Genomic DNA, 21,630 nt, shown 5'->3' on the forward strand with positions numbered 1-21,630 from the left:
GGATTGATTCGAGGCCGCCCCGCAATGGGGCGGCCTTCAGCCTTTGGGCGGGGACTGCGGCAAGGAGTTGATCACCGGGTTGCCGTCGCGATTGCGCGTCAGGTACACCGGCAGCACCTTGGGCAGCGAGGTCAGCAGGCTGCGGATTTCCCCGGTGTTGTAGATGCCGCCGACGCGGATCTTGCCGGTGGCGCTGTCGGCCACTTGCACCGGGGCGTCCAGGTAGCGGTTGATCAGCGGCAGGGCCTCGGTGAGGGACAGGTTGTCCAGCACCAGCTTGCCGTTGCGCCAGGCCAGGGAGCTGTCGTGGCTGTAGGTCTGGCTGATCTGCGGTTCATAGTCGCCGGCCTTGTAGCGGGCCTGCATACCCGGTTCCAGGCGGAAGCCCTCGCCGGGCAGGGCGGTGTTGCTGCTCACCAGCACCGACCCCTGAAGCAGGGTGACCCGCACCTGATCCTCGTACATCCACACATTGAACTGGGTGCCGGTGACCTTGACCTGGCCATTGGCGGCCTTGACCACGAATGGGTGGCTGCGGTCATGGCTGACCTTGAAGAAGGCCTCGCCCTTGCTCAGGGTGACCCGGCGCTGATCCTTGTAGTTGCTGTAGGTCAGGCTGCTGCCCAGGTTCAACTCGACCTGGCTGCCGTCGGCCAGGGTCACGCTGCGCAGGCTGTCGCCGGCCTCGAAACGCTGGTAGGAGGAGGGCAGCCAGCCCAGCTCCCAACCGCTGTAGGCGGCCAGGGGCAGGGCGCACAGGGCAATCGCCGCGGCCACCCCATAGTGCTGCCAGGTGCGGCGCGGCGCCCGCTTGCTGGGGGCCGGTGCAGGGGCGGTGCGGGGCAGGTGATCGGCCACCTCCCATATCTCCCGCATGGCCTCGTATTCGAAGGCATGCAGGGGGTCGGCATCATGCCATTGCTGAAAGGCCAGACGCTCGGCGTCGCTGCAATCGGCTTCATGCAGGCGCATGCACCATTGGGCGGCGGCTTGGGTAATGGCGTCGTATTCGGCTTCTGAGAGGATCTGTTCGCTCATTGACTCTTCCTGATTTCGCGCATTCTACCCTCCAGGACAAGTCTTGTAGAACAGTCGTCATGGCGAATGAGCATCAAAGTGAAGTTATTTTCATTCGCGCTGGCGTTAAAAAACCCTATGTAGCAAGCAATCTACAAAGCAGCGGGTTCCCCGAGCCACTCTGGCACCTGATCCGCCGGCTGCCGGTGACGGTTGACAGTGGCGCCCCGGGCCGTTGTTTAATCGCCGAGTCGCACGCTGTCGCCCCCTCCAATAATTATTCTGGAGCTTCAGATGTCTGCATCGCCCCCGGTGGTTGAAACGCCCTCATACCTGTCTTTCGCGGCCCTGACCCAGTTGCTGGAAAGCATCTTCCAGCGCCATGGCTGCAGCGCCGATGTGGCTCGCTGCCTGGCGGCCAACTGTGCCGCGGCCGAGCGCGACGGCGCCCATAGCCATGGCGTGTTTCGCATTCCCGGTTATGTCTCGACCCTGGCCAGCGGCTGGGTCGACGGCCAGGCGCTGCCCCTGGTGGAAGATGTGGCCGCGGCCTTTGTCCGGGTCGATGCCGCCAACGGCTTTGCCCAGCCGGCTCTGGCCGCCGCCCGCGAGCTGCTGGTGAGCAAGGCGCGGAATGCCGGGATCGCCGTGCTGGCGATCCGCAACTCGCACCATTTCGCTGCGCTCTGGCCGGATGTCGAACCCTTCGCCGAGGAAGGGCTGGTGGCCCTGAGCCTGGTCAACAGCATGACTTGCGTGGTGCCCCACGGGGCCGACCGGCCGCTGTTCGGCACCAACCCCATCGCCTTCGCTGCGCCCCAGGCCCAGGGCCTGCCGTTGGTCTTCGACCTGGCCACCAGCGCCATGGCCCACGGCGATGTGCAGATTGCCGCGCGCAACGGCGAGCGCCTGCCCCTGGGCATCGGTGTCGACAGCCTGGGCCAGCCGACCCAGGACCCCAGGGCGATTCTTGAAGGCGGCGCCTTGCTGCCCTTTGGCGGGCACAAGGGTTCGGCGCTGTCGATGATGGTGGAGCTGCTGGCCGCGGCGCTGACCGGCGGCAACTTCTCCTTCGAGTTCGACTGGTCCAATCACCCCGGGGCGAAAACCCCCTGGACCGGCCAGTTGCTGATTGTCATCGACCCGAGCAAGGCCGCGGGGCAGAGCTTTGCCGAACGCAGCCAGGAGCTGGTGCGGCAGATGCACGCGGTGGGCCTCAAGCGCCTGCCGGGCGAACGCCGGCATCGCCAGCGCGAGCGTTCATTGCAACAGGGGATTGCCATCAGCCCGGCGCAGTTGGAGCAGCTGCAAGCCCTGGCCCGGGACTAAGGCGCAAAAAAGGCCAGGTCGCTGGCGGCGAACCTGGCCCGGGATGCATCGGCGCGCTTACGAGCGGCGGCCCAGCAACAGCCCCAGCACCAAGCCGACACCGGCGGAAATGGCCACGGTCTGCCATGGATGGCCGCCGATGTACTGCTCGGTGGCATCCACCACCGGCTTGCTGCGCTCACGCACATGGCTCACCGAATCCAGCGCCTGCTTGAGCTTGTGGCTGACTTGCCGACGCAGGCTTTCACCTTCTTCGCCCACCAGGGCGGCGCTGCCCTTGAGCAGCTTTTCCGATTCTTCGATCAGCGCCTGCAACTCGCTGAAGGCCTGGTCCTTGATCTGTTCGTTTTCCGCTTGCGCGGCAGTTTTACGAGCCATGAAGTTTTCCTTGCAAATCCAGTCGCTGGAACCGGCCTGTGGCGCCTTGCTGGGCGCTTGCAGCCTGTGGCAGCGGTCACGGGTGAATGGGTGGTACTGGCAATGGAGTTCGGCATGAGGGCAAAAGTTGCAGCAATTTTGCGCCCTGCCGTTGCCACTGCAGTAAAACCCCGAGCCCCTACAGTGTAAGATGGCGCCCATTTTACGCAGCAGGAATTTTCCATGAGCTTCAATCTGGCGAACAAGACCCTGGCCGAGCGCGCCGCCATCGAGGACGAGAAGTCCCGGCTGTTCGAGCTGTGGCAGAGCAACCTGGGCAAGGCCAAGGGCGAGGCGGCCCGCTTGTTCGGCGAGCGCGCCAAGCGCAAGGGCAAGTGGGCCGAGTGGGTGCGCGGGGAACTGGACGGCATGTCGCCGCCGGAATTCGCCAACATGGTGCGCAGTGAAGTCAATCGCCTGATGGCGGCAAACAAGGCGTAGCAAAACTCTCGACAATCGCCTCGCGGACTTTCTCCAGCAACGGGTCGACCTGGGCGCTGGTGCGCCAGCCCAGCTCGATCGGATAGCGCGGCAACGCCAGGGGGCAGGGCAGCAATTGCAAGCCGCTGAGTTCGGCGATGCGGCGGGCGGCGTGGGCCGGGATGGTGGCCACCGCCTGGCTGCCCTTGAGCAGGAACGGCAAGGCGGCAAAGTGCGTGGTCGAGGCGCACACCTGGCGGCTCAGGCCCAGGTTGGCCAGGCCCTCGTCGGTGATGCCGATAAAGCCCTGGGACGACACCAGCAGGTGTTCACGCTCGACAAACTCTTCAAGCTCCATGCGCTGCTGCCCGGGGGCCAGGCTGGCCGGGTCTGCCAGGCACAGGTAATCACCCTCGCCCAATACCCGGCGGCTGAGCAGGCGCTCGGCGAAACCGCCGGCACTGATGGCCAGGTCGACGCTGCGCTGCAACAGTGCCTCGGCGACTATCTGGCTGTGACTCTGGCGAAAGATCAGCCGCAACTTGGGCGCGCGCCGCGCCACGGCTTCGATCAGGCGTCGGCCATAGGCGATCTCGAAATCATCCGACAGCCCGATGCTCACCGAGCGGCCCTGATAATCGGCGTTGTCCGGGGCGACCATGGCCAGGCTCTGGCGGCACTTGTTCAGCGCATCGCTGACCACCGGTTTCAGCTGATTGGCCTTGAGGGTCGGCGCCAGGCCACGACCGGTGCGCACGAACAAGGGATCGCCATACAGCTCCCGCAGGCGGCGCAAGGCTGCACTCATGGCGGACTGGGTGACCCCCAGGCGCAAGGCGGCGCGGCTGGCGCTGGACTCGTCATGCAGGGCCTCGAAGGCCTTGAGCAGGTTGAGGTCGACGCTGGCGATATTCATTTGGTTCATATCATTAAGCACTGGGCTGGGGTTTATCGATGATCAGCGGCGGCGGGAGAATGCGCAACACCTGATCATTCAAGGAGTCATCCCATGCCCCAGTCCATAGTCGCTGCCCTGCAGATCGGTGCCCTGCCTGAAGGCAAGGCCGCCACCCTGGAACAGATCCTCTCCTATGAAGGCGCCATCATCGAAGCCGGCGCGCAGCTGGTGGTAATGCCCGAGGCACTGCTGGGGGGCTACCCCAAGGGCGAGGGGTTCGGCACCCAGCTGGGCTACCGCCTGCCGGAGGGGCGCGAGGCCTTCGCCCGCTATTTCGCCAACGCCATCGAGGTGCCCGGGGTGGAAACCGAGGCCTTGGCCGGCCTGTCGGCGCGTACCGGGGCCAACCTGGTGCTGGGGGTGATCGAGCGCAGCGGCAGCACCCTGTATTGCACCGCGCTGTATTTCGACCCGCAGCAGGGGCTGCTGGGCAAGCACCGCAAGCTGATGCCCACAGGCACCGAGCGCCTGATCTGGGGCAAGGGCGACGGCTCCACTTTGCCGGTGCTGGACACCCAGGTGGGCCGGCTCGGCGCGGTGATCTGCTGGGAAAACATGATGCCGCTGCTGCGCACGGCGATGTATGCCCAGGGCATCGAGGTGTGGTGCGCACCCACCGTGGATGAGCGCGAGATGTGGCAGGTGAGCATGCGCCATATCGCCCACGAAGGCCGCTGCTTTGTGGTCAGCGCCTGCCAGGTGCAGGCGTCGCCGGCGGAGCTGGGGCTGGAGATTGCCAACTGGCCCGCCGAGCGGCCGTTGATTGCCGGTGGCAGCGTGATTGTCGGGCCCATGGGCGAGGTGCTGGCCGGGCCGCTGGTGGGGCGTGCCGGGCTGATCAGTGCGGCCATCGATACCTGTGATCTGGTCAAGGCCCGCTACGACTACGATGTGGTCGGCCACTATGCGCGGCCCGACGTGTTCGAGCTGACGGTGGACCAGCGCCCGCGCCCCGGGGTGCGCTTTACCTGAAACGGTGTGGCTCAGCGCCGGTTGCGCCACTGATCGCGGGTGATTTCCCAGATCTCCACGGGAAACTCGCCGCCCACGAAGGCGCCTTGTTCAGTGCGCACCAGGCGCATGCCGCCGCGCTCGGAAATTCGCCGTGAGGCCAGGTTCGGCGCGGCCTTGGGCACTCGCATCAGTGGGCGTTGCAGCACCTCGAACCAGTAATGATCCACCGCTGCACAGGCTTCGCTCATGTAACCCTGGCCCTGCCACTCTGGGGCCAGCCAGAAGCCACGGTGGTTGTCGGTCTCGTCCATCAGGCTGATGCTGCCGATCAACTGCTCGGGGGCGCTGCGCAGGCGCAGGGTCCAGTGCCATTCCACGCCCCGGGCCATGGCCGGCAGAGCCACTTCGCGCAGGTAGTTGAGGGCGCCATCGTCCGGGTAGGGCCAGGGCACCAGGGCATTCAGGTAGCGCACTACTTCCCATTGCGCGAACTGCTGCTGGATGGCTGGGGCATCTGCCAGCTCCAGGGGTTGCAGCAACAGGCGCGCAGTGGACAGCGGGGGCACGGGGTCGATCATCAGGCGGACTCCTTGTCGGTATGGCCGAGTACCAGTCTTTGGCTGAGAAAATCGACGAAGACTCGCAACTTTGGCAGCAGATGTCGACTACTGGGCCAGAGAATGGAGAACTTGCCGCGCTCCACCTGATAGTCATCCAGCACTGCCACCAGGCTGCCATCGGCCAGGGCCGAGCACACCACGAACTCCGGCACATAGGCGATGCCCAGGCCCTGGGTCGCGGCGTGGATCAAGGCTTCCAGGTTGTTGCTGGTCAGGGCCCCGCCCAGCACCAGCGGCGGTTCGCCTTCGGCCTGGCGCAGGCGCCATTGTTGCAGCTGGGTGCCGCCGGGGAACCTGTAGCGCAGGCAGGCGTGATGCTCCAGGTCCTGGGGCGTTTGTGGCGTGCCGCGCCGGGCGAAATAGGCCGGGGCACCGATCAGCACGAAACCGAAGGGGCCGAGGCTTTTCGAGCGCAGTTGCGAATCCGCCAGATCGCCGCTGCGGATCACCGCGTCGACGCCTTCGGCAATCACGTCGATCAGCCGGTCGTTGAAGTCCAGGTCCAGTTCGATATCCGGATAGCGTGCGCAGAACTCCGGGAGAATCGGCAGCAGCATGCGGTAGCCGATGGCCGGCAGGCTGACCCGCAGCCGGCCCCGAGGGGTGTCGCTGATCCGCGCCAGCTCGGCCTCCGCTTCCTCGGCCTCGGCGACTATTCGCTGGCCACGCTCGTAGAACAGCGCGCCTTCATCGGTGAGGCTGATGCGCCGGGTGCTGCGGTTTAACAGGCGCACACCCAAGCGTTGCTCCAGGCGCGCCAGGGCCTTGCCCACCGCCGAGGCGGACAGCCCCAGGCGCGCACCGGCGGCCACCAGGCTGCCGCTCTGCACCACGCAGACAAACACCTGCAAGCCGCTGAGATTGTCCATTGCTCACCTCATTCAAGCGTTTTTGTCCGTAAAGAGCGGAAGAATGCCCGGTTTTTCCCTGATTGCGGCGCCCTTACTCTGAATTTTTGCCAATGACCCTGCAGATCAGGACAAGAGGTGCATGTGAATCCCGAACTCGAACTCTCCCTGGGCCAGCCGACGGCGACCCAGCAACGCAGCGCCTACGGCGTGCTGGCAGCGGTCTGCCTGGCGGCCCTGATGCTGCCCCTGACCTTTGTCGGGGTGGCCGTGGCGACCCCGGCCATCGGCCATGAACTGGGGGGCAGCCCCCTGGCCCTTAGCTGGACCACCAACGCCTTTATGCTGACCTTCGGCAGCGTGCTGATGGCCGCCGGCACCCTGGCCGACGAGTTCGGCCGCAAGCGCCTGTTCAGCCTGGGGGTGGCGCTGTTCGGCCTGACCTCCCTGGCCCTGGTGTTCGTGCCCTCGCTGCTGTGGCTGAACCTGTTGCGCGGGGTCCAGGGGCTGGCCGGCGCCGCCGCCCTGGCCGGTGGTTCGGCGGCCCTGGCCCAGGCCTTCGACGGCCCCGCGCGAACCCGGGCCTTCAGCCTGCTGGGTACCACCTTTGGCGTGGGCCTGGCGTTTGGCCCGCTGCTGGCCGGGGGGCTGGTGGAGCATGGCGGCTGGCGCGCAATCTTCCTTTCCGGGGCATTGATAGGCGCCTTGGCGCTGCTGTTCGGGGTGCCGCGCATGGTCGAGTCCCGCGACCCTGATGCCCAGGGCGTGGACTGGCCCGGCACCCTGAGTTTCACCCTGGCCCTGGTGTTGCTGACCTGGGGCATTCTGCAGGCGCCGCAAAGCGGCTGGAGCAGCCCCTGGGTCCTGCTGTTGCTGGCCGGCGCGTTGCTGGCGCTGGGGCTGTTCATCCGGGCGGAGGGTCGGGCGATGCGGCCGATGCTCGACCTGTCGCTGTTTCGCTACCCGCGCTTTGTCGGGGTGCAGGTACTGCCCATCGCCACCTGCTACTGCTATGTGGTGCTGCTGATTCTGCTGCCGATCCGCTTTATCGGGGTGGAGGGCTACAGCGCCATCGAGGCCGGGATGCTGATGCTCGCGCTGTCGGCGCCGATGCTGCTGGTGCCTTTCGCCGCGGGTTGGCTGAACCGCTGGTTCAGCGCCGGCAAGCTATCGAGCCTGGGGCTGCTGGTGGCCGCTGCCGGGCTGTTCTGGCTCAGCCGCCTGGCGCCGGGGCAGGCGCCGCTGGAAAGGGCCTGGCCGCTGCTGGTGATCGGCCTGGGTACGGGCCTGCCCTGGGGGCTGATGGACGGCCTGTCGGTGAGCGTGGTGCCCAAGGAGCGGGCGGGCATGGCCAGTGGCATCTTCAGCACCACCCGGGTGGCCGGCGAGGGGATTGCCCTGGCCCTGGTGGTGGCCTTGCTGGCGGGGCTGTTGCAGCACCACCTGGGGGCGCTGGCCGGCGCGGACCAGGCGGTGCGGCTGGCGGCCCGGCAACTGGCCGGCGGTGACCTGCCGGCCAGTGTCGCGAGCCTGCCCCAGGTGCCGCGCCAGGCACTGCTGCGCGGCTATGACCAGGCCTTCAGCCAGCTGTTGCAGGTGCTGATGCTGATCACCCTGCTGGCGGCGCTGGTGGTGCGCCTGACCCTGCATGAGCCGCGTCAGGCAGTGCCTGATCAGCGGAACTCGAAGAACTCGTAGTGCAGGTTGGCCTGGGGAATCCGGCACTCGTCCAGCAGCTCTCGCACCCGCCCCAGCAGGCCCTTGGGGCCGCAGAAACTGACCTGGATCTGTTGCGGGTCGGTTTCCGCGGCGCTGCGCTTGAGGGTTTGCGCCAGGGCCTCGGTGCCGCCGCCATTGGCCACGAACTGCACCCCGCGAGCCTGGGCCATGCCTTGCAGGCTGTCGACGCTGGGAAAGGCCCGGGACGGGTTGTAGCAGTACACCAGGGTGGCCTTGTCGAACTGCCCGGCACTGGCGTCCTGCAGCCAGGCAATGAACGGTGAGATGCCGACCCCGCCGCCAATCCAGATTTCCCGGGGGGCCTGCAGCGGCCGCTTGAAGCGCCCGTGGGGCGCATACAGATCAGCACGCATGCCCACCTTCACCTGTTGGCGCAAGCGTTGGGTGTAGTCGCCCAGGGCGCGGATCACAAACTCGATGCGCCCATCGTGGGTCTGGGCGCTGGCGATGGTGAAGGGGTGCGGCTCGCGCAGGCCCTTTTCCTGCATCGAGAGAAAGGCGAACTGCCCGGCCTGGAAGGCAAAGCCCCGGCCCTGGGGAATCAGCTCCAGGTGCAGGGAGTTCTTTTCCACCCGCACCGCAGTCACCTGGTACTCACCGGCCTTGGCCAGGAAGGGGTAGAGCAGCAGCTTGTACAGGGCCCCCAGTACCCCCAGCAGGCACAACGCGCCGAGCCAGAGCCCGGCCGGGTTATCAAGGGCAATCGGCGACTTGAAGCTCAGCCAGTGCAGGATGACGATCACAAACAGCGGCCCCGAGAGCTTGTGCCACCAGCGCCACTGGCTGTAGGGAATATTGCGGTTCAGCGCCAGCAACACGATCAGGCCCAGGGCCACGTAGCTCAGCTGGCGCACCAGGCGTGTCCAGTACTTGGACAGCTCGAGGATCGGCACGCTGTTCCATTCATCCAGGTTGGCCTTGAACACCAGGTGATAACTGGCGAACGCCAGGGCCCAGATGCCCAGCCATTTGTGCACTTCGTAGACCCGGTCGAGGCCGCCAAACAGCCGCTCGACCCAGCCCCAGCGGCTGCCCAGCAGGCAGGAAAGTGCCATATAGGCCAGCGCGGTGCTGCCCAGGATCAGGCTCAGGGTGGCGGAGGTCAGCCAGCTGGAACGGGGGATTTCCAGCAGCAGGGCGAAGGTGGTGATCAGCAGCGTGCCGACCAGGGTGTGCCAGGTTTTCAAGGGTGCATGACTCCGGTGAGGAAATGCCGTCATGGGGCAGGGCTTTTAGCGGTTATGACAGGTTTCTGATACGCAAACAGATGGGATTGTAACTGTCATGGCCTGTTCAATGATGATTTATGTCAGAGGTGGCTTGAATGGGAATATGTTGAAAATGATCGAATATCAATTGCATTTTCATTTGTCCGCAACCGGCCTGCATACGACCTGTAGGAGCCGGCTTGCCGGCGAAGAGGCCCGTGAGCCTTGTGTCGCTCTTGCGGGCGCCTTCGCTGGCAAGCGCAGCGTCGCCCGGGCAGTTCCTACGATGGCGCGGTGTTGGCTGGTTTTTTTGTGGGGCGCCAGGTGTTTTGCCGGCGGGTGTGCTGTGTCGGCCGCGGCGGGCGTCTAGCAAGTCTTGGCCCCGCAGCCGTATCGGGGCCCGCGATAATGAGCCCGTGCATGCAAGCGCTGTTGAAGCAGATTCTCGATGAAGTCCGCCCCCTGATCGGTCAAGGGCGGGTCGCCAGCTATATTCCGGCCCTGGCCGATGTGCCGGCCAACCAGCTGGGCATCGCCGTGTATGGCAACGATGGCCAGGTGTTCAGCGCCGGCGACGCCGACACGCCGTTCTCGGTGCAGAGTATTTCCAAGGTCTTCAGCCTGGTGCAGGCCATCGGCCATTCCGGCGAGGACATCTGGCAGCGCCTGGGTCATGAACCTTCCGGGCAGCCGTTCAATTCCCTGGTGCAGCTGGAGTTCGAACGCGGTCGGCCACGCAACCCCTTCATCAACGCCGGGGCCCTGGTGATCTGCGATATCAACCAGTCGCGTTTTGCTGCGCCGGCCTTGTCCATGCGCGATTTCGTCCGGCGCCTGTCGGGCAACGCCCAGGTACTGGTGGACGGCAAGGTGGCCGAGTCGGAATACCAGCACCGCGCGCGCAACGCGGCCATGGCCTACCTGATGCAGTCCTTCGGCAACTTCCACAACGATGTCGAAGCGGTGCTGCGCAGTTACTTCAGCCACTGCGCACTGCGCATGAGCTGCGTCGACCTGGCCCGGGCCTTCTGCTTTTTGGCCAACGACGGCTTCTGCAAGCACAGCGGCGAGCAGATCCTCACGCGCCGCCAGACCCAGCAGGTCAACTCGATCATGGCCACCAGCGGCCTGTACGACGAGGCCGGCAATTTCGCCTATCGAGTCGGCTTGCCGGGCAAGAGCGGTGTGGGCGGGGGAATTGTCGCGGTGGTGCCGGGGCAGTTCACGGTGTGCGTGTGGTCGCCGGAGCTCAATGGCGCCGGCAACTCCCTGGTGGGCATGGCGGCCCTGGAGCTGCTCAGCCAGCGCATCGGCTGGTCGGTGTTCTAAGCCTTACCAGTTGCTGGAAGGGCTGAGGCTGATCTGCCCGCGCTCGACAAAACGCTGGGTGCCGAACACCCCGCCGGCCAGCTTGCCGCGCAATACGTAGGGCAACTTGTCCAGGCTCTGGGTCTGGCTCAGGCCCAGGGTCTGGCGCAGCACCGAGAAAGCCGAGACGCTCACCGGGATCACCAGCAGTTGTTCGCTGTAGCGGCCAATATGCCCGCGTTGGTCGCTGACCCCGGAGGCCAGCGGGTGGCCGTTGACCTCAAGGTCCAGGGCCACGCCGTTGTAGTCGATGGACTTCTCGTTGGGGTTCTGCAGGCGCAGCTTCACTGCGAAGCGCATTTCCATATCCTCGCTGGGCAAGGGCTCGATGCCCACCAGGTTGATCGCCACAGGATCGCGATCAGGCAGCAGGGCACAGGCACCGAGGTTGAGGAGGACCAGGGTCAGGGCGATGAATTTGCGCATGCAACACCTGCTTGGAGAAAGGGCCGAAAGGTGCACGACGGGCGCCATGCACGCAGCATAGACGCCCGCCAGCCTCAGGAGTTCGCCTTGGCGCTCACGTCCGGGTCTTGCATCACCTTGAGGGTCGCCGCTTCCGGGTCGAACTCATCTTCTTCCAGCTCAAGGAATTCCTCCGGCAGGAAGATGTTCAGGAAGATCGCGCAGAAGGCCCCCACGGTAATCGGCGACTCGAAGATGTTGTGCAGCGCCTTGGGCAGCTCGCGCAGCACTTCCGGCACCGCCGCCACGCCCAGGCCCATGCCGAGGGAAATGGCCACGATCAGCACATTGCGCCGATGCAGACCGGCCTCGGCGAGGATCTTGATACCGGCCACCGCCACGGTGCCGAACATGATCAGGGTGGCGCCGCCCAGCACCGGCTTGGGCATCAGTTGCAGCACCGCGCCAATCACCGGGAACAGTCCCAGCAGCACCAGCAGCCCGGCAATGAAGTAGGCCACGTAGCGGCTGGCCACGCCGGTGAGCTGGATCACCCCGTTGTTCTGGGCAAAGGTCACCATCGGCAGGCTGTTGAACACCGCCGCCACGGCCGAATTGAAGCCGTCGGCCAGCAGCCCGGACTTGATGCGCTTGATGTACAGCGGGCCTTTTACCGGCTGCTGGGAAATCATCGAGTTGGCGGTCAGGTCGCCGGCGGCCTCCAGCGGCGAGATCAGGAAGATCACCGCCAGGGGAATAAAGGCGATCAGATCGAAGGAGAAGCCGTACTTGAACGGCACTGGCACGCTCACCAGCGGCACTTCGGGCATGGCCGCCATGTCCACCCGGCCGAGCATCCAGGCCACCACAAAGCCCAGGGTCAGGCCGATGACGATGGAACCCAGGCGCAGCATCGGGCTGTTGAAACGGTTGAGTATCACTATGGTCAGCAGCACCAGCGCCGCCAGGCCCAGGTTGCTGGCCGCGCCCAGGTCGCTGGCGCCGTAGCCGCCGGCCATGTCGGTGACCGCCACCTTGATCAGCGACAGGCCCATCAGGGTGATGATGGTGCCGGTGACCACCGGGGTGATCAGCTTGCGCAGCTTGCCGATGAACTGGCTGAGGAACATCTCGATAAAGGCCGCGACAAAACAGATGCCGAAGATGGTCGAGAGAATTGCGTTGGTATCGCCACCACGGCCCTTGACCATGAAACCGGCACTGAGCAGCACGCTGATAAAGGAAAAGCTAGTGCCTTGCACGCACAGCAGGCCGGAACCGATGGGCCCCAGGCGCCGCGCCTGGACGAAGGTGCCCAGGCCGGAGACGAACAGCGCCATGCTGATCAGGTAGGGCAATTCGCTTTCCAGCCCCAGCACGCCGCCGAAGATCAGGGTCGGGCTGATGATGCCGACGAAACTGGCCAGCACGTGCTGCAGGGCGGCGAAGATCGCCGCGCTGAAATGCGGACGGTCATTGAGGCCGTAGATCAGGTCGGACTTGTAGCGGGGAGGGGAGCGATCAGGTGCGGTCATCGGAGAAGGCCTGCCAGTGACCTGTGCCAACAGCCGGGGCACAGGTCGGAAAGTGGACGGGACTTGGGGCGCAAAGCCGTGGCATGGACAAGGCTTGCGCACCCGGTCAGAAAAAAGGAGGCGCAGGATGCCAGAAAGGCGCCGCCGCCTGAAGGGCAAAGACCGCGAAAAAGCCAAGTTTGCTGGGATACGAAAGATACTGTTTCTCATTTGCCTTTATGGAATAATCCGCCTCCCCGATTTGCGGACCACCTCCGATGCTGCCGACACCCAGCCTGCTGCGCAGCTTTCAAGAACACTACGACGACCTGCTGAAGTTCCTCACCCGGCGCATGAGCGATCGCCAACGGGCGGCGGACGTGGCCCAGGACACCTACCTCAAGCTGCTCAAGGTCGACCCGCAGGTGGTGGCGGTGCAGAACGATCGGCGCTTTATCTTTCGCGTGGCCGGCAACCTGGCCATTGACACCCTGCGCCGCGAGCAACGCCTGGCGGCCAACCTGGGGGAGGCCCCGGAACACGCTGAAGCGGTAGACCCGGCCCCGGCGCCCGAGGCGGTGCTGTTGGCCAAGGAACGCCTGGCGGTGCTCGACCAGGCCCTGGCGCAACTGTCCGACAACGCCCGCCAGGCGCTGCTGCTCAATCGCCTGGAGGGCCTGACCCAGGCGCAGATCGCCACGCGGCTGGGCGTTTCCGAAAGCATGGTGGCAAAATACATCGGCCAGGCCCTGCGCCATTGCCGCCACTGGCTGCAACAGCACCATGAATGATTCCTCCTTGCCCGCCGCCGACCCTGCCATGACCCAACATTCCGAGAGCCTTGAAGACCTCGCCATCGACTGGCTGGTGCTGTTGCATTCCGGCAACGCCACGGCGGCCCAGCGCATGGCCTTCCAGCAATGGCGCCAGAGCAGCCCGGCCCATGCCGCTGCGGCTGCCGAGGCCGAGCAACTGTGGGGCGACCTGGGGCAGACCCAGGCCGCCGCGCAGCACCGGGCCAACGCGCCCCGTACGCGGCGCTGGTGGCCGGCCCTGGCGGCGTCGCTGCTGCTGGCCCTGGGCACGGGCATCGGTTGGCAGCAATGGCCGGCCTGGACTTCGGACTACCACACCGGCATCGGCGAGCAGCGCAGCCTGACCCTGGCGGACGGTTCCCGGGTCACCCTCAACAGCGGCACGGCGCTGTCGCTGGCCTACTCGACGGATGAGCGCCGGGTGATCCTGCACAGTGGCGAGGCGCTGTTCGAGCCGCTCGCCGATGGGCAGCGGCCCTTTGTGGTGCAAAGCGCCGACCAGCGCCTGCAAGGCGCGGCCAATGCCTTCAGCGTGCGCCGCCAAGGCAGCCAACTGACGGTGGTGGTGCGCGCAGGGCAGGTGCAGTTCACCGGCGACCATGCCCCGGTGCTGCTGCAGGCCGACCAGCGCCTGGACTACCAGAGCGGCCAGCCGCTGCTGGCCCAGCAAGCGGTGGATGCTGCCAGCCTGACCGCCTGGCAGCGCGGCAAGCTGATCTTCAACGGCCGCCCACTGGGAGAGGTGATAGGCGAACTGGAGCGCTACCAGCACGGGCGCATCCTGATCTCCGACCCGCAACTGGCGAAACTGGCCATCAGCGGGGTGTTCGACCTGGATGATCCGCAAGGCTCGCTGAAAGCCCTGCAGCAGCGTTATCCGCTGCACGTCACCTACCTGCCCTGGCTGGCTCTGTTGCACTGAGAGAATTTTTTTGCCCGGGGCACTGCAAGTTTCTTTCCGGCCAATCGTCGTAGTGAGACTGAGAAGACAATCATTCTCATTGACGTCATTTCAACGGGCTGGGAAGGAACACGTGAAAGCAATGTTCAAGCTGTCGACACTGGAACGCGGTCAGCACATCATGCGCCGCACATTACTGGCCCAGGCGCTGGTTGCCGGGGCCTTGAGCCCGGTCCTGGCCCAGGCCCAGGAGGCCGCCACGGTCAGCCAGGCCGGCAGCGCCGAGGAACGCCGGGTCTTGCTCAACCTGCCGGCCCAGCCCCTGGACCAGGCCCTGACCCGCTTCGCCGACCAGGCCAACCTGCGCCTGCTGTACACCACCCACGATGTCGAGGGCCTGCAATCCACCGCCCTCAATGCCGAGGTCACAGTGGCCCAGGCCCTGCAAAGCCTGCTGGCCGGCAGCGGCATGAGCTGGAGCTTCAGCGATGCGCGCACGGTGATCCTGCGTCGCGCCACCGCGCCCACCAGCAACCTCAACCTCAAGCCGACCCAGGTCAGCGTGGCGTCGCGCACCAGCAGCGCCATCAGCGAGATACCCGGCACCGTGTGGGTGGTGGAACAGAGCCAGCTGCGGGAACAGTTGAGCACCGGGGTCAGCCTCAAGGAAGCCATCGGCAAGCTGGTGCCGGGCCTCGACCTGGCCCCCGAGGGGCGCACCAACTACGGGCAGAACATGCGCGGGCGCAATGTGCTGGTGATGATCGACGGGGTCAGCCAGAACAGCTCCCGGGGCTTGTCCCGGCAGTTCGACAGCATTTCGCCGTTCAACGTCGAGCGGGTTGAAGTGCTGTCCGGGGCCAGCGCCATCTACGGCGGCGGCGCCACCGGCGGCATCATCAATATCGTCACCAAGAAGGGCGAGCCGGGCCCGGCACGCTTCGAGACCCAGCTGGGGGCCAGCAGCGGCTTCAACAACAGCGATGACCTGAGCACCCGCATCGCCCAGTCGGTCAGCGGTGGCAACGAAACCATCAGCGGTCGGCTGGCAGTGGCGGGGGAGCAGAACCAAGCGTTCTATGACGGCGCCGGCAAGCAGATCTTCATCGACAACACCCAGACCGACCTGCAGTACAACCGCACCCTGGACCTGATGGGCAGCCTGGCCCTGCAGTTCAACGAACAGCAGAGCCTGGACCTGCTGGCCCAGTACTACGACTCGGGCAACCACGGCAGCACCGGGATCTACTTCCCCAACCTCAAGTACCAGGCGCCCTCCAACCTGGAGAACGCCCAACTGCGCGGCGGTTACTCCAGTGACCTGGAGCCGCGCACCAAGCGCCTGTTGCTCAACGCCAACTACCACCACAGCGATGTACTGGGCCAGGATTTCTACCTGCAGGCCTCGTACCGCAAGGAAAACGACAACTTCTTCCCGTTTCCCTACTACAACAGCGGCAAGCCGGTGGGCGCCAAGGGCGTGTACTTCGCCGCTTCGCAGCAGAACTTCGAAGTCACCAGCCTCAAGGCGCTGTTCGCCAAGGAATTCGACGCGTTCAAACTGACCTATGGGGTGGATCTGGATCGCGAGCGCTTCAATGCCGAGCAGAGCACCTTCGACTCGCGCATTTCCTCAAGCAGCGGCGGCCTCGACCTGGTGACCCAGAGCAAGGCCCCGCGCTACCCCAGCTACCGGGTCGACGGGCTTTCCGGCTACGCCCAGCTGGACTGGCACGCCACCGACAACCTGACGGTGTCCGGCGGCTACCGGCGCCAGCAGATGGATGTGGACGTCGGCCAGTTCAAGAATGTGCCCGGCGGCAGCAACGACTATGCGGTCAACCTCTACAACCTGGGCAGCATCTACGACTTCAAGAACGGCCATCAGCTGTGGGTCAACTACGGCGAGGGTTTCGATCTGCCGGACCCGGCCAAGTTCTATGGCAAGCCGGGGCTGAGCGTGGATGACAACCCCCTGGCCGGGATCAAGAGCCGCCAGGTGGAAACCGGCTGGCGCTTCGCCGACAGCGACTGGGATGCCCAGGCAGCGCTGTACTACATCTGGTCGGACAAGGTGATCAGCACCGACCAGGCCACCCTGACCATCGACGTCAAGGACCAGAAGAGCCGCGACTACGGCTTTGAAAGCGCCCTGACCCGGCACTTGCAGAACGGCTGGGAACTGGGCGGCACCTTGCACCTGGTGCGTTCCGAGGAAGAGGGCGCCAACGGCGGCTGGATCAAGCGCGATGCGCGCTACGCCTCGCTGTCGAAATCCACCGCCTTCGTTGGCTGGAAGGGTGACAGCAGCAACCTGCGCCTGCAGGGCAACCATGCCTTCACCCTCAAGGACGATGCCGACCACCGCATCGACGGCTACACCACCTTCGACCTGCTGGGCAGCCACGACACCGAGTTCGGTACCTTCAGCGGCGGCATCCAGAACCTCTTGAACAAGCAATACAGCACCGTCTGGGGCCAGCGCGCCAAGCTGTTCTACTCGCCGACCTACGGCCCCGAGTACCTCTACGACTACCAGGGCCGGGGCCGCACCTACACCCTGAGCTGGAGCATGGCGTACTGAGTGGAGCAGGCTTTCAGGCAAAGGCCCGCAGCAGGTCTTCCTCGAAGGCTTGCTGGGCCTCGCCGGGCACCTGGGCGCGGTGCCGGGCCAGGTGAAAGTCCACCTCGAAGTCGCACTGCGCCGCACACAGCGCCTTGAGCTGCCCGGCCTCGACCCAGGGGCGGGCGAAGTGGCTGGGCAGGTAGCCGATGTGCCGTGCGCAAAGGATGAACGCCAAGGTGCCTTCCACCTGTTCGGCCCGGGCCGAGCTGCGCTGACCCTGGAAGGGTTCGTCGGCGCGCAGGAAGCGGTAGGGGTGGTCCACCCGGTCGGCGCGGTGCAGGGCATCAAGGTCCGGTGCCGGATCGTCGAACAGCGGGTGACCGAGCGCGCAGTACAGTTGCTGGGTCTCGCTGAACAGGCGGCGGTAGTCGAAAGCCCGCTGCACCTGGGAAAAATAGCCGATGGCCAGGTCCAGGCGCTGCTGCAACAGCAGGCGCTCCATTTCGCCAGGCATGGCACTCATCAATTCGATCCGCACCGATTCATCGCGCTGGCGAAAGTGGCGGATCGCCGTGGCGACCTTTTGCAGCACTGAAGGGTCCAGGGCTTCCGACAGCCCCACCCGCACCTCGCCAATCAGGCGCCCGGCGACCCCGTTGGACTGATGGCGAAACACCTCGATGGATTCGAACAGCGGGCGCGTGGCACTGAGCAGTTGCTCGCCCTTGGGCGTCAGCTTGAAGCCGGCCTTGCCACGGCTGCACAGGCGGTAGCCAAGGCGGGTTTCCAGGCGCGCCATCTGCTGGCTGATGCTCGACTGGCTCAGCCCCAGTTCGCCCTGGGCGGCGCTGAAGCCGCCGCACTCCACCACGCTGACGAACAGCCGTAAAAGTTGCAGGTCCAGATCATGCAGTTGACCCAACATCAAACATTACCTCGGGTGAATGTCAGCGTAACAAGCTTGGAATTTTTCTAATGTAGCGGCCCGGGCAAGCTGCCGCCACTGCCCTGAGGAGACACCCATGGATATCGCTGACCGCAACGATCAAGCCCTGACCCGCGACAGCCTGTACGGCACCCAGGCCGAAACCACCTACGCCGGCATCACCAGCTTCATGCGCCGGCGCTACAGCCGTGACCTGCGCGGCGTCGACCTGGTGGTCAGCGGCGTGCCGTTCGACACCGCCACCACCAACCGCCCTGGCGCGCGCTTCGGACCACGGGGAATTCGCGCTGCGTCCGCCGGCATTGCCTGGGAACGCCACTGGCCCTGGGCGTTCGACCCCTTCGATCATCTGGCAGTGATCGACTACGGCGATTGCGCCTTCGATCACGGCACCCCGCAAACGGTGCCGGAGCGCATCGAGGCCCATGCCCAACGCATCCTCGACGCCGGCTGCGGGATGTTGACCCTGGGCGGTGACCACTTCATCAGCTACCCGCTGCTCAAGGCCCATCACCGCCGGCATGGCCCGTTGGCGCTGATCCATTTCGACGCCCACAGTGACACCTGGCCGGATGAAGAGGGCCAGCGTATCGACCACGGCACCATGTTCTGGCATGCCGCCCGCGAAGGCCTGGTGGACCCGGCGCGTTCGGTGCAGATCGGCCTGCGCACCACCAATGACGATCACCAGGGCTTCCAGGTGCTGGATGCGCGCCAGGTTCATCGCCAGGGCTGCGAGGCGATAGTCGCGGCGATTCGCCAGCGGGTCGGCGATCACCCGGTGTACCTGACGTTCGATATCGATTGCCTCGACCCGGCGTTCGCCCCCGGTACCGGCACCCCGGTGTGCGGCGGCCTGAGCACCACCCAGGCGCTGGAGATTCTGGGTGGCCTGCGGGGGATCAACCTGGTGGGCATGGACCTGGTGGAAGTGGCGCCGGCCTACGACCACGCCGAGATCACCTCCCTGGCGGGGGCCACCCTGGCCATGGAGATGCTGTGCCTCTACGCCGCCCGGCATAAGGTCGACATCTGACGGCGGCGTTGCAAGCCTCCTGACAATTTCTGTCAGGAGGCTCTGGTATCCTGCGCCGGTGTTTTTTCCGGAGTTCACCCAAGGTGTCGCGAGCCAGCCGTTTACTCACCCTGTTGCAAATGCTGCGGGGCAAGAGTCGCCCCGTCACCGCTGCCACCCTGGCGGCGGAACTGGAGGTTTCCGAGCGCACCCTGTACCGCGACATCGCCGAACTCAGTGCCCTGGGCGCGCCCATCTATGGCGAGGCCGGGATTGGCTACGTGCTGCGCAGCGGGCTGTTCCTGCCGCCGCTGATGCTCAGTGCCGACGAAGCCGAGGCGGTGGTACTGGGCTTGCACTATGTCGACCAGCGTGGCGACGAGGTGCTGAGCAAGGCCGCCGCCGATGCCCTGGCGAAAATCACTGCGGTGCTGGCCCCGGCGGCCCAGGATGCCCTGCGCAACCCGACCTTGCTGCCAGGGCCGGCGGGTTATGGTTTTCCCGATAACCCGGTGTCGTTGAATGTGTTCCGCCAGGCGATCCGCCAGCAGGCCAAGCTGCTGATCGACTACGCCGACGTCAACCAGACCCCCAGCCAGCGTCTGATCTGGCCGCTGGCCCTGGGCTTTCTCAACGAGGCCCGGGTGATAGTCGCCTGGTGCGAACTGCGCGCCGACTACCGGACCTTCCGCACCGACCGTGTGGCCGCCGCCCGGGAGCAGGGCGAAGCCTACCCGGGTCGGCGCAGCGACTGGCTGCGAACCTGGCGCAAGCGCCTGCAAGAGGAGCAGGGTAAGCGTTTCACTGCTGACAGGAAATGACGCGAGAGGCTCCTAAGATGGCCTGCCCATCGACACCAAGGAGCTTTTGTCATGCCATCCACCGAACTTCCACTGGCCCCGGCCATCATGGCCTATGTGGCGGCCACCAATGCCGGAGACAGCTCCCGGGCCGCGTCGATCTTCTCCGCCCAGGCGCAAGTCTTCGATGAGCGTGAACACCGCGTGGGCCCCGAGGCCATCGCCCGCTGGATGGATGACACCGGGCGCCGCTACCGCCCGCGGCTGGAGATCCTCGGGGTGCAGCAACGCACCGGCAAAGTGCTGCTGGACAACTTGATTTCCGGCGACTTTCCCGGCAGCCCCCAGGCACTGCGCTACACCTTCCGCCTGGACCCCCAGGGCAAGATCGAGCGCCTGGACATTTCCAGCTGACAAACAGATAAGCCTCAAGCGGCAAGCTTTGAGCTAGCAGCTTGAAGCTTGCAGCTTGCAGCTTGCAACTGCCCCTCCTGTCATACTCGGCCTTTTTGCCAGGAGGCCTGCGCCCATGCCATTCGATTCCCCTCTGAGCGCCTACCGGCATGCCCTGGAGCAGGAGGGCTTTGTCGCCGATGCCGCCCAGGAACGGGCGGTGCTGGCCCTGCAGCAGTGTCATCAGGCCCTGCATCAAGGGCGCAAGGACGTGCAAGGGGTGTACCTGTGGGGCGCGGTCGGGCGCGGCAAGACTTGGCTCATGGACCAGTTTCACCAGAGCCTGCGGGTGCCGGCGCGGCGCCAGCATTTCCACCATTTCATGGGCTGGGTGCATCAGCGATCGTTCCAGCTCACCGGCACCGCAGACCCCCTGCAAGCCCTGGCCCGAGAGTTGGCGGCAGAGGTGCGGGTGCTGTGTTTCGATGAGCTGTTCGTCAACGATATCGGCGATGCGATCATCCTCGGCCGCCTGTTCCAGGTGATGTTCGAGCAGGGCGTGGTGATGGTCTGCACCTCCAACCAGCCCCCCGAGCAGTTGTATGCCGATGGCTTCAACCGTGAGCGTTTCCTGCCGGCGATCCATGCCATCGGCCAGCACATGCAGGTGGTGGCGGTGGACGGCGAGCAGGACCACCGCCTGCACCCAGGTACTGTGGCGCAGCGTTACTGGGTCGGCGCCGAGGGCCAGCCCAGTGCCCTGGAACCCTTGTTCCGCCAGTTGGCCAGGGGCCAGGCGGTGACCACTGAACCCTTGCTGATCGGCTACCGTCCGCTGCGGGTGATCAAGGCCGCCGAGGGGGTGATCTGGTGTCGTTTTGCCGACCTGTGCGAGCAGCCGTTCGCGGCCATGGACTTTATGGCCCTGTGCGACAGGTTCAAGGTGATTCTGCTGGGCGAGGTGCCCAACCTCAGTGCCAGTCGGCGCCCGGGACGCATTGCCCGTGGCACCGAGGACGGCGCCCAGCGGGTCGAGGCGGGGGATCGCGAGTTGCCGCAACTGTCGATCCATGACGACAGCGTGCGCCGTTTCATTGCGTTGGTAGACGAGTGCTACGACCGCCAGGTGCCGCTGTATATCGAGGCCAGGGTGCCGATGGAGCAGCTGTACACCGAGGGTTACCTGGAGTTTCCCTTCCGCCGCACCCTCAGCCGCCTGCGCGAGATGCAACTGCAACGCTTTGCCCCATCCCGGGCCGGGGAAGGCTTTCCGACTGTGGTTGATCTCGGCCAATAGCTAGGATTTTCTGCCACTCGCGGGCGAAAAATCTTCGTTTGGTCAAATCCCCCAGCCTACAATCGAGGCTGCCTGAGCCTGAGTGCTCACTTTCACAGT

At 65.4% G+C, this 21,630-nt stretch carries 21 protein-coding genes; 12 read left to right on the top strand and 9 right to left on the bottom strand.

The genetic code is table 11. The features are described 5' to 3' along the window. Positions 1-36 precede the first annotated feature (36 nt). The gene (locus J4P02_RS00440) at positions 37-1,038 is read right to left on the bottom strand and encodes a FecR family protein (RefSeq protein ID WP_426186446.1); all 1,002 of its coding nucleotides are present in this window, start codon (positions 1,036-1,038) and stop codon (positions 37-39) included. 273 nt (positions 1,039-1,311) lie between these two features. On the opposite strand from J4P02_RS00440, the gene J4P02_RS00445 reads away from it, so the two are divergent. Beyond that, complete coding sequence (locus J4P02_RS00445) at positions 1,312-2,346, top strand: Ldh family oxidoreductase (RefSeq protein ID WP_426186449.1); 1,035 nt, start codon at positions 1,312-1,314, stop codon at positions 2,344-2,346. 57 nt (positions 2,347-2,403) lie between these two features. Here the strand turns inward: J4P02_RS00445 and J4P02_RS00450 are convergent, their stop codons facing one another. After that, positions 2,404-2,724: a DUF883 family protein gene (locus tag J4P02_RS00450; RefSeq protein ID WP_426186451.1), complete on the bottom strand. Its 321-nt coding sequence runs from the start codon at positions 2,722-2,724 to the stop codon at positions 2,404-2,406. Positions 2,725-2,946: 222 nt separating this feature from the next. Here J4P02_RS00450 and J4P02_RS00455 point away from each other — a divergent pair, with 222 nt between their 5' ends. Beyond that, positions 2,947-3,204, top strand: coding sequence for a hypothetical protein (locus J4P02_RS00455; RefSeq protein WP_426186454.1), 258 nt, complete (start codon positions 2,947-2,949; stop codon positions 3,202-3,204). Here J4P02_RS00455 and J4P02_RS00460 read toward each other — a convergent pair. Further along, entirely contained in the window at positions 3,173-4,108 is a 936-nt protein-coding gene (locus J4P02_RS00460) for a LysR family transcriptional regulator (protein WP_426186457.1), read from the bottom strand. The genes J4P02_RS00455 and J4P02_RS00460 overlap by 32 nt on opposite strands. Before the next feature lie 84 nt (positions 4,109-4,192). On the opposite strand from J4P02_RS00460, the gene J4P02_RS00465 reads away from it, so the two are divergent. Beyond that, complete coding sequence (locus J4P02_RS00465) at positions 4,193-5,113, top strand: carbon-nitrogen hydrolase family protein (RefSeq protein ID WP_426186460.1); 921 nt, start codon at positions 4,193-4,195, stop codon at positions 5,111-5,113. An 11-nt stretch (positions 5,114-5,124) separates the two neighbouring features. Here the strand turns inward: J4P02_RS00465 and J4P02_RS00470 are convergent, their stop codons facing one another. Continuing rightward, positions 5,125-5,673, bottom strand: coding sequence for a GNAT family N-acetyltransferase (locus tag J4P02_RS00470; RefSeq protein ID WP_426186463.1), 549 nt, complete (start codon positions 5,671-5,673; stop codon positions 5,125-5,127). After that, positions 5,673-6,584 (bottom strand): LysR family transcriptional regulator, encoded by a 912-nt coding sequence (locus J4P02_RS00475; protein WP_426186466.1) that lies wholly within the window; start codon positions 6,582-6,584, stop codon positions 5,673-5,675. Before J4P02_RS00475 ends, J4P02_RS00470 begins: the two co-directional genes overlap by 1 nt. Positions 6,585-6,707: 123 nt before the next feature. On the opposite strand from J4P02_RS00475, the gene J4P02_RS00480 reads away from it, so the two are divergent. Continuing rightward, positions 6,708-8,261, top strand: a complete 1,554-nt coding sequence (locus J4P02_RS00480; protein ID WP_426186469.1) for an MFS transporter — start codon at positions 6,708-6,710, stop codon at positions 8,259-8,261. Here the strand turns inward: J4P02_RS00480 and J4P02_RS00485 are convergent. Next, the gene (locus tag J4P02_RS00485; protein WP_426186472.1) at positions 8,237-9,490 is read right to left on the bottom strand and encodes a ferredoxin reductase family protein; all 1,254 of its coding nucleotides are present in this window, start codon (positions 9,488-9,490) and stop codon (positions 8,237-8,239) included. The two genes, J4P02_RS00480 and J4P02_RS00485, sit on opposite strands and share 25 nt — an antisense overlap. 441 nt (positions 9,491-9,931) lie before the next feature. Between J4P02_RS00485 and glsB the strand changes: the two genes are divergently transcribed. After that, on the top strand, positions 9,932-10,840 hold the full coding sequence (gene glsB, locus J4P02_RS00490; protein WP_426186475.1) for a glutaminase B: 909 nt from the start codon (positions 9,932-9,934) through the stop codon (positions 10,838-10,840). Between the two features lie 3 nt (positions 10,841-10,843). On the opposite strand, the gene J4P02_RS00495 is transcribed toward glsB, so the two are convergent. Together J4P02_RS00495 and J4P02_RS00500 are read right to left on the bottom strand one after the other, a co-directional pair. Further along, positions 10,844-11,305, bottom strand: a complete 462-nt coding sequence (locus J4P02_RS00495) for an LEA type 2 family protein (RefSeq protein ID WP_426186478.1) — start codon at positions 11,303-11,305, stop codon at positions 10,844-10,846. Between the two features lie 74 nt (positions 11,306-11,379). After that, positions 11,380-12,819, bottom strand: a complete 1,440-nt coding sequence (locus J4P02_RS00500) for a nucleobase:cation symporter-2 family protein (RefSeq protein WP_426186481.1) — start codon at positions 12,817-12,819, stop codon at positions 11,380-11,382. Positions 12,820-13,076: 257 nt separating this feature from the next. Here J4P02_RS00500 and J4P02_RS00505 point away from each other — a divergent pair, with 257 nt between their 5' ends. From J4P02_RS00505 to J4P02_RS00515, 3 genes are all read left to right on the top strand, one after another. After that, positions 13,077-13,589, top strand: coding sequence for an RNA polymerase sigma factor (locus tag J4P02_RS00505; protein ID WP_426186484.1), 513 nt, complete (start codon positions 13,077-13,079; stop codon positions 13,587-13,589). Positions 13,590-13,617: 28 nt separating this feature from the next. Then, on the top strand, positions 13,618-14,535 hold the full coding sequence (locus J4P02_RS00510) for a FecR family protein (RefSeq protein WP_426186487.1): 918 nt from the start codon (positions 13,618-13,620) through the stop codon (positions 14,533-14,535). Between the two features lie 121 nt (positions 14,536-14,656). Further along, complete coding sequence (locus tag J4P02_RS00515; protein WP_426186490.1) at positions 14,657-17,098, top strand: TonB-dependent receptor; 2,442 nt, start codon at positions 14,657-14,659, stop codon at positions 17,096-17,098. A 13-nt stretch (positions 17,099-17,111) separates the two neighbouring features. Here J4P02_RS00515 and J4P02_RS00520 read toward each other — a convergent pair whose 3' ends face one another. Continuing rightward, positions 17,112-18,005 carry a LysR family transcriptional regulator gene (locus tag J4P02_RS00520; RefSeq protein WP_426186493.1) on the bottom strand — a complete coding sequence of 298 codons (894 nt, stop codon included), beginning with the start codon at positions 18,003-18,005 and terminating at the stop codon, positions 17,112-17,114. Between the two features lie 97 nt (positions 18,006-18,102). Between J4P02_RS00520 and speB the strand changes: the two genes are divergently transcribed. The 4 genes from speB to zapE all read left to right on the top strand — a co-directional run bounded on the left by speB (position 18,103) and on the right by zapE (position 21,531). Further along, positions 18,103-19,062 (top strand): agmatinase, encoded by a 960-nt coding sequence (gene speB, locus J4P02_RS00525; RefSeq protein WP_426186495.1) that lies wholly within the window; start codon positions 18,103-18,105, stop codon positions 19,060-19,062. A gap of 83 nt (positions 19,063-19,145) precedes the next feature. After that, positions 19,146-19,862, top strand: coding sequence for a helix-turn-helix transcriptional regulator (locus tag J4P02_RS00530; protein WP_426186498.1), 717 nt, complete (start codon positions 19,146-19,148; stop codon positions 19,860-19,862). Positions 19,863-19,913: 51 nt separating this feature from the next. Continuing rightward, positions 19,914-20,255 (top strand): nuclear transport factor 2 family protein, encoded by a 342-nt coding sequence (locus J4P02_RS00535; RefSeq protein ID WP_426186501.1) that lies wholly within the window; start codon positions 19,914-19,916, stop codon positions 20,253-20,255. A gap of 115 nt (positions 20,256-20,370) precedes the next feature. Next, entirely contained in the window at positions 20,371-21,531 is a 1,161-nt protein-coding gene (gene zapE / locus J4P02_RS00540; protein ID WP_426186503.1) for a cell division protein ZapE, read from the top strand. The last annotated feature ends 99 nt before the right edge of the window (positions 21,532-21,630 follow it).

Source organism: Pseudomonas sp. NFXW11, assembly GCF_049887815.1.
Lineage (GTDB): Bacteria > Pseudomonadota > Gammaproteobacteria > Pseudomonadales > Pseudomonadaceae > Aquipseudomonas.

Bases quoted from the DNA above. Each gene is read 5' to 3' on its own strand.
- J4P02_RS00440 (WP_426186446.1), bottom strand. From the start codon at position 1,038: ATGAGCGAACAGATCCTCTCAGAAGCCGAATACGACGCCATTACCCAA.
- J4P02_RS00445 (WP_426186449.1), top strand. From the start codon at position 1,312: ATGTCTGCATCGCCCCCGGTGGTTGAAACGCCCTCATACCTGTCTTTC.
- J4P02_RS00450 (WP_426186451.1), bottom strand. From the start codon at position 2,724: ATGGCTCGTAAAACTGCCGCGCAAGCGGAAAACGAACAGATCAAGGAC.
- J4P02_RS00455 (WP_426186454.1), top strand. From the start codon at position 2,947: ATGAGCTTCAATCTGGCGAACAAGACCCTGGCCGAGCGCGCCGCCATC.
- J4P02_RS00460 (WP_426186457.1), bottom strand. From the start codon at position 4,108: ATGAACCAAATGAATATCGCCAGCGTCGACCTCAACCTGCTCAAGGCC.
- J4P02_RS00465 (WP_426186460.1), top strand. From the start codon at position 4,193: ATGCCCCAGTCCATAGTCGCTGCCCTGCAGATCGGTGCCCTGCCTGAA.
- J4P02_RS00470 (WP_426186463.1), bottom strand. From the start codon at position 5,673: ATGATCGACCCCGTGCCCCCGCTGTCCACTGCGCGCCTGTTGCTGCAA.
- J4P02_RS00475 (WP_426186466.1), bottom strand. From the start codon at position 6,584: ATGGACAATCTCAGCGGCTTGCAGGTGTTTGTCTGCGTGGTGCAGAGC.
- glsB (WP_426186475.1), top strand. From the start codon at position 9,932: ATGCAAGCGCTGTTGAAGCAGATTCTCGATGAAGTCCGCCCCCTGATC.
- J4P02_RS00495 (WP_426186478.1), bottom strand. From the start codon at position 11,305: ATGCGCAAATTCATCGCCCTGACCCTGGTCCTCCTCAACCTCGGTGCC.
- J4P02_RS00500 (WP_426186481.1), bottom strand. From the start codon at position 12,819: ATGACCGCACCTGATCGCTCCCCTCCCCGCTACAAGTCCGACCTGATC.
- J4P02_RS00505 (WP_426186484.1), top strand. From the start codon at position 13,077: ATGCTGCCGACACCCAGCCTGCTGCGCAGCTTTCAAGAACACTACGAC.
- J4P02_RS00510 (WP_426186487.1), top strand. From the start codon at position 13,618: ATGACCCAACATTCCGAGAGCCTTGAAGACCTCGCCATCGACTGGCTG.
- J4P02_RS00515 (WP_426186490.1), top strand. From the start codon at position 14,657: ATGTTCAAGCTGTCGACACTGGAACGCGGTCAGCACATCATGCGCCGC.
- J4P02_RS00520 (WP_426186493.1), bottom strand. From the start codon at position 18,005: ATGTTGGGTCAACTGCATGATCTGGACCTGCAACTTTTACGGCTGTTC.
- speB (WP_426186495.1), top strand. From the start codon at position 18,103: ATGGATATCGCTGACCGCAACGATCAAGCCCTGACCCGCGACAGCCTG.
- J4P02_RS00535 (WP_426186501.1), top strand. From the start codon at position 19,914: ATGCCATCCACCGAACTTCCACTGGCCCCGGCCATCATGGCCTATGTG.
- zapE (WP_426186503.1), top strand. From the start codon at position 20,371: ATGCCATTCGATTCCCCTCTGAGCGCCTACCGGCATGCCCTGGAGCAG.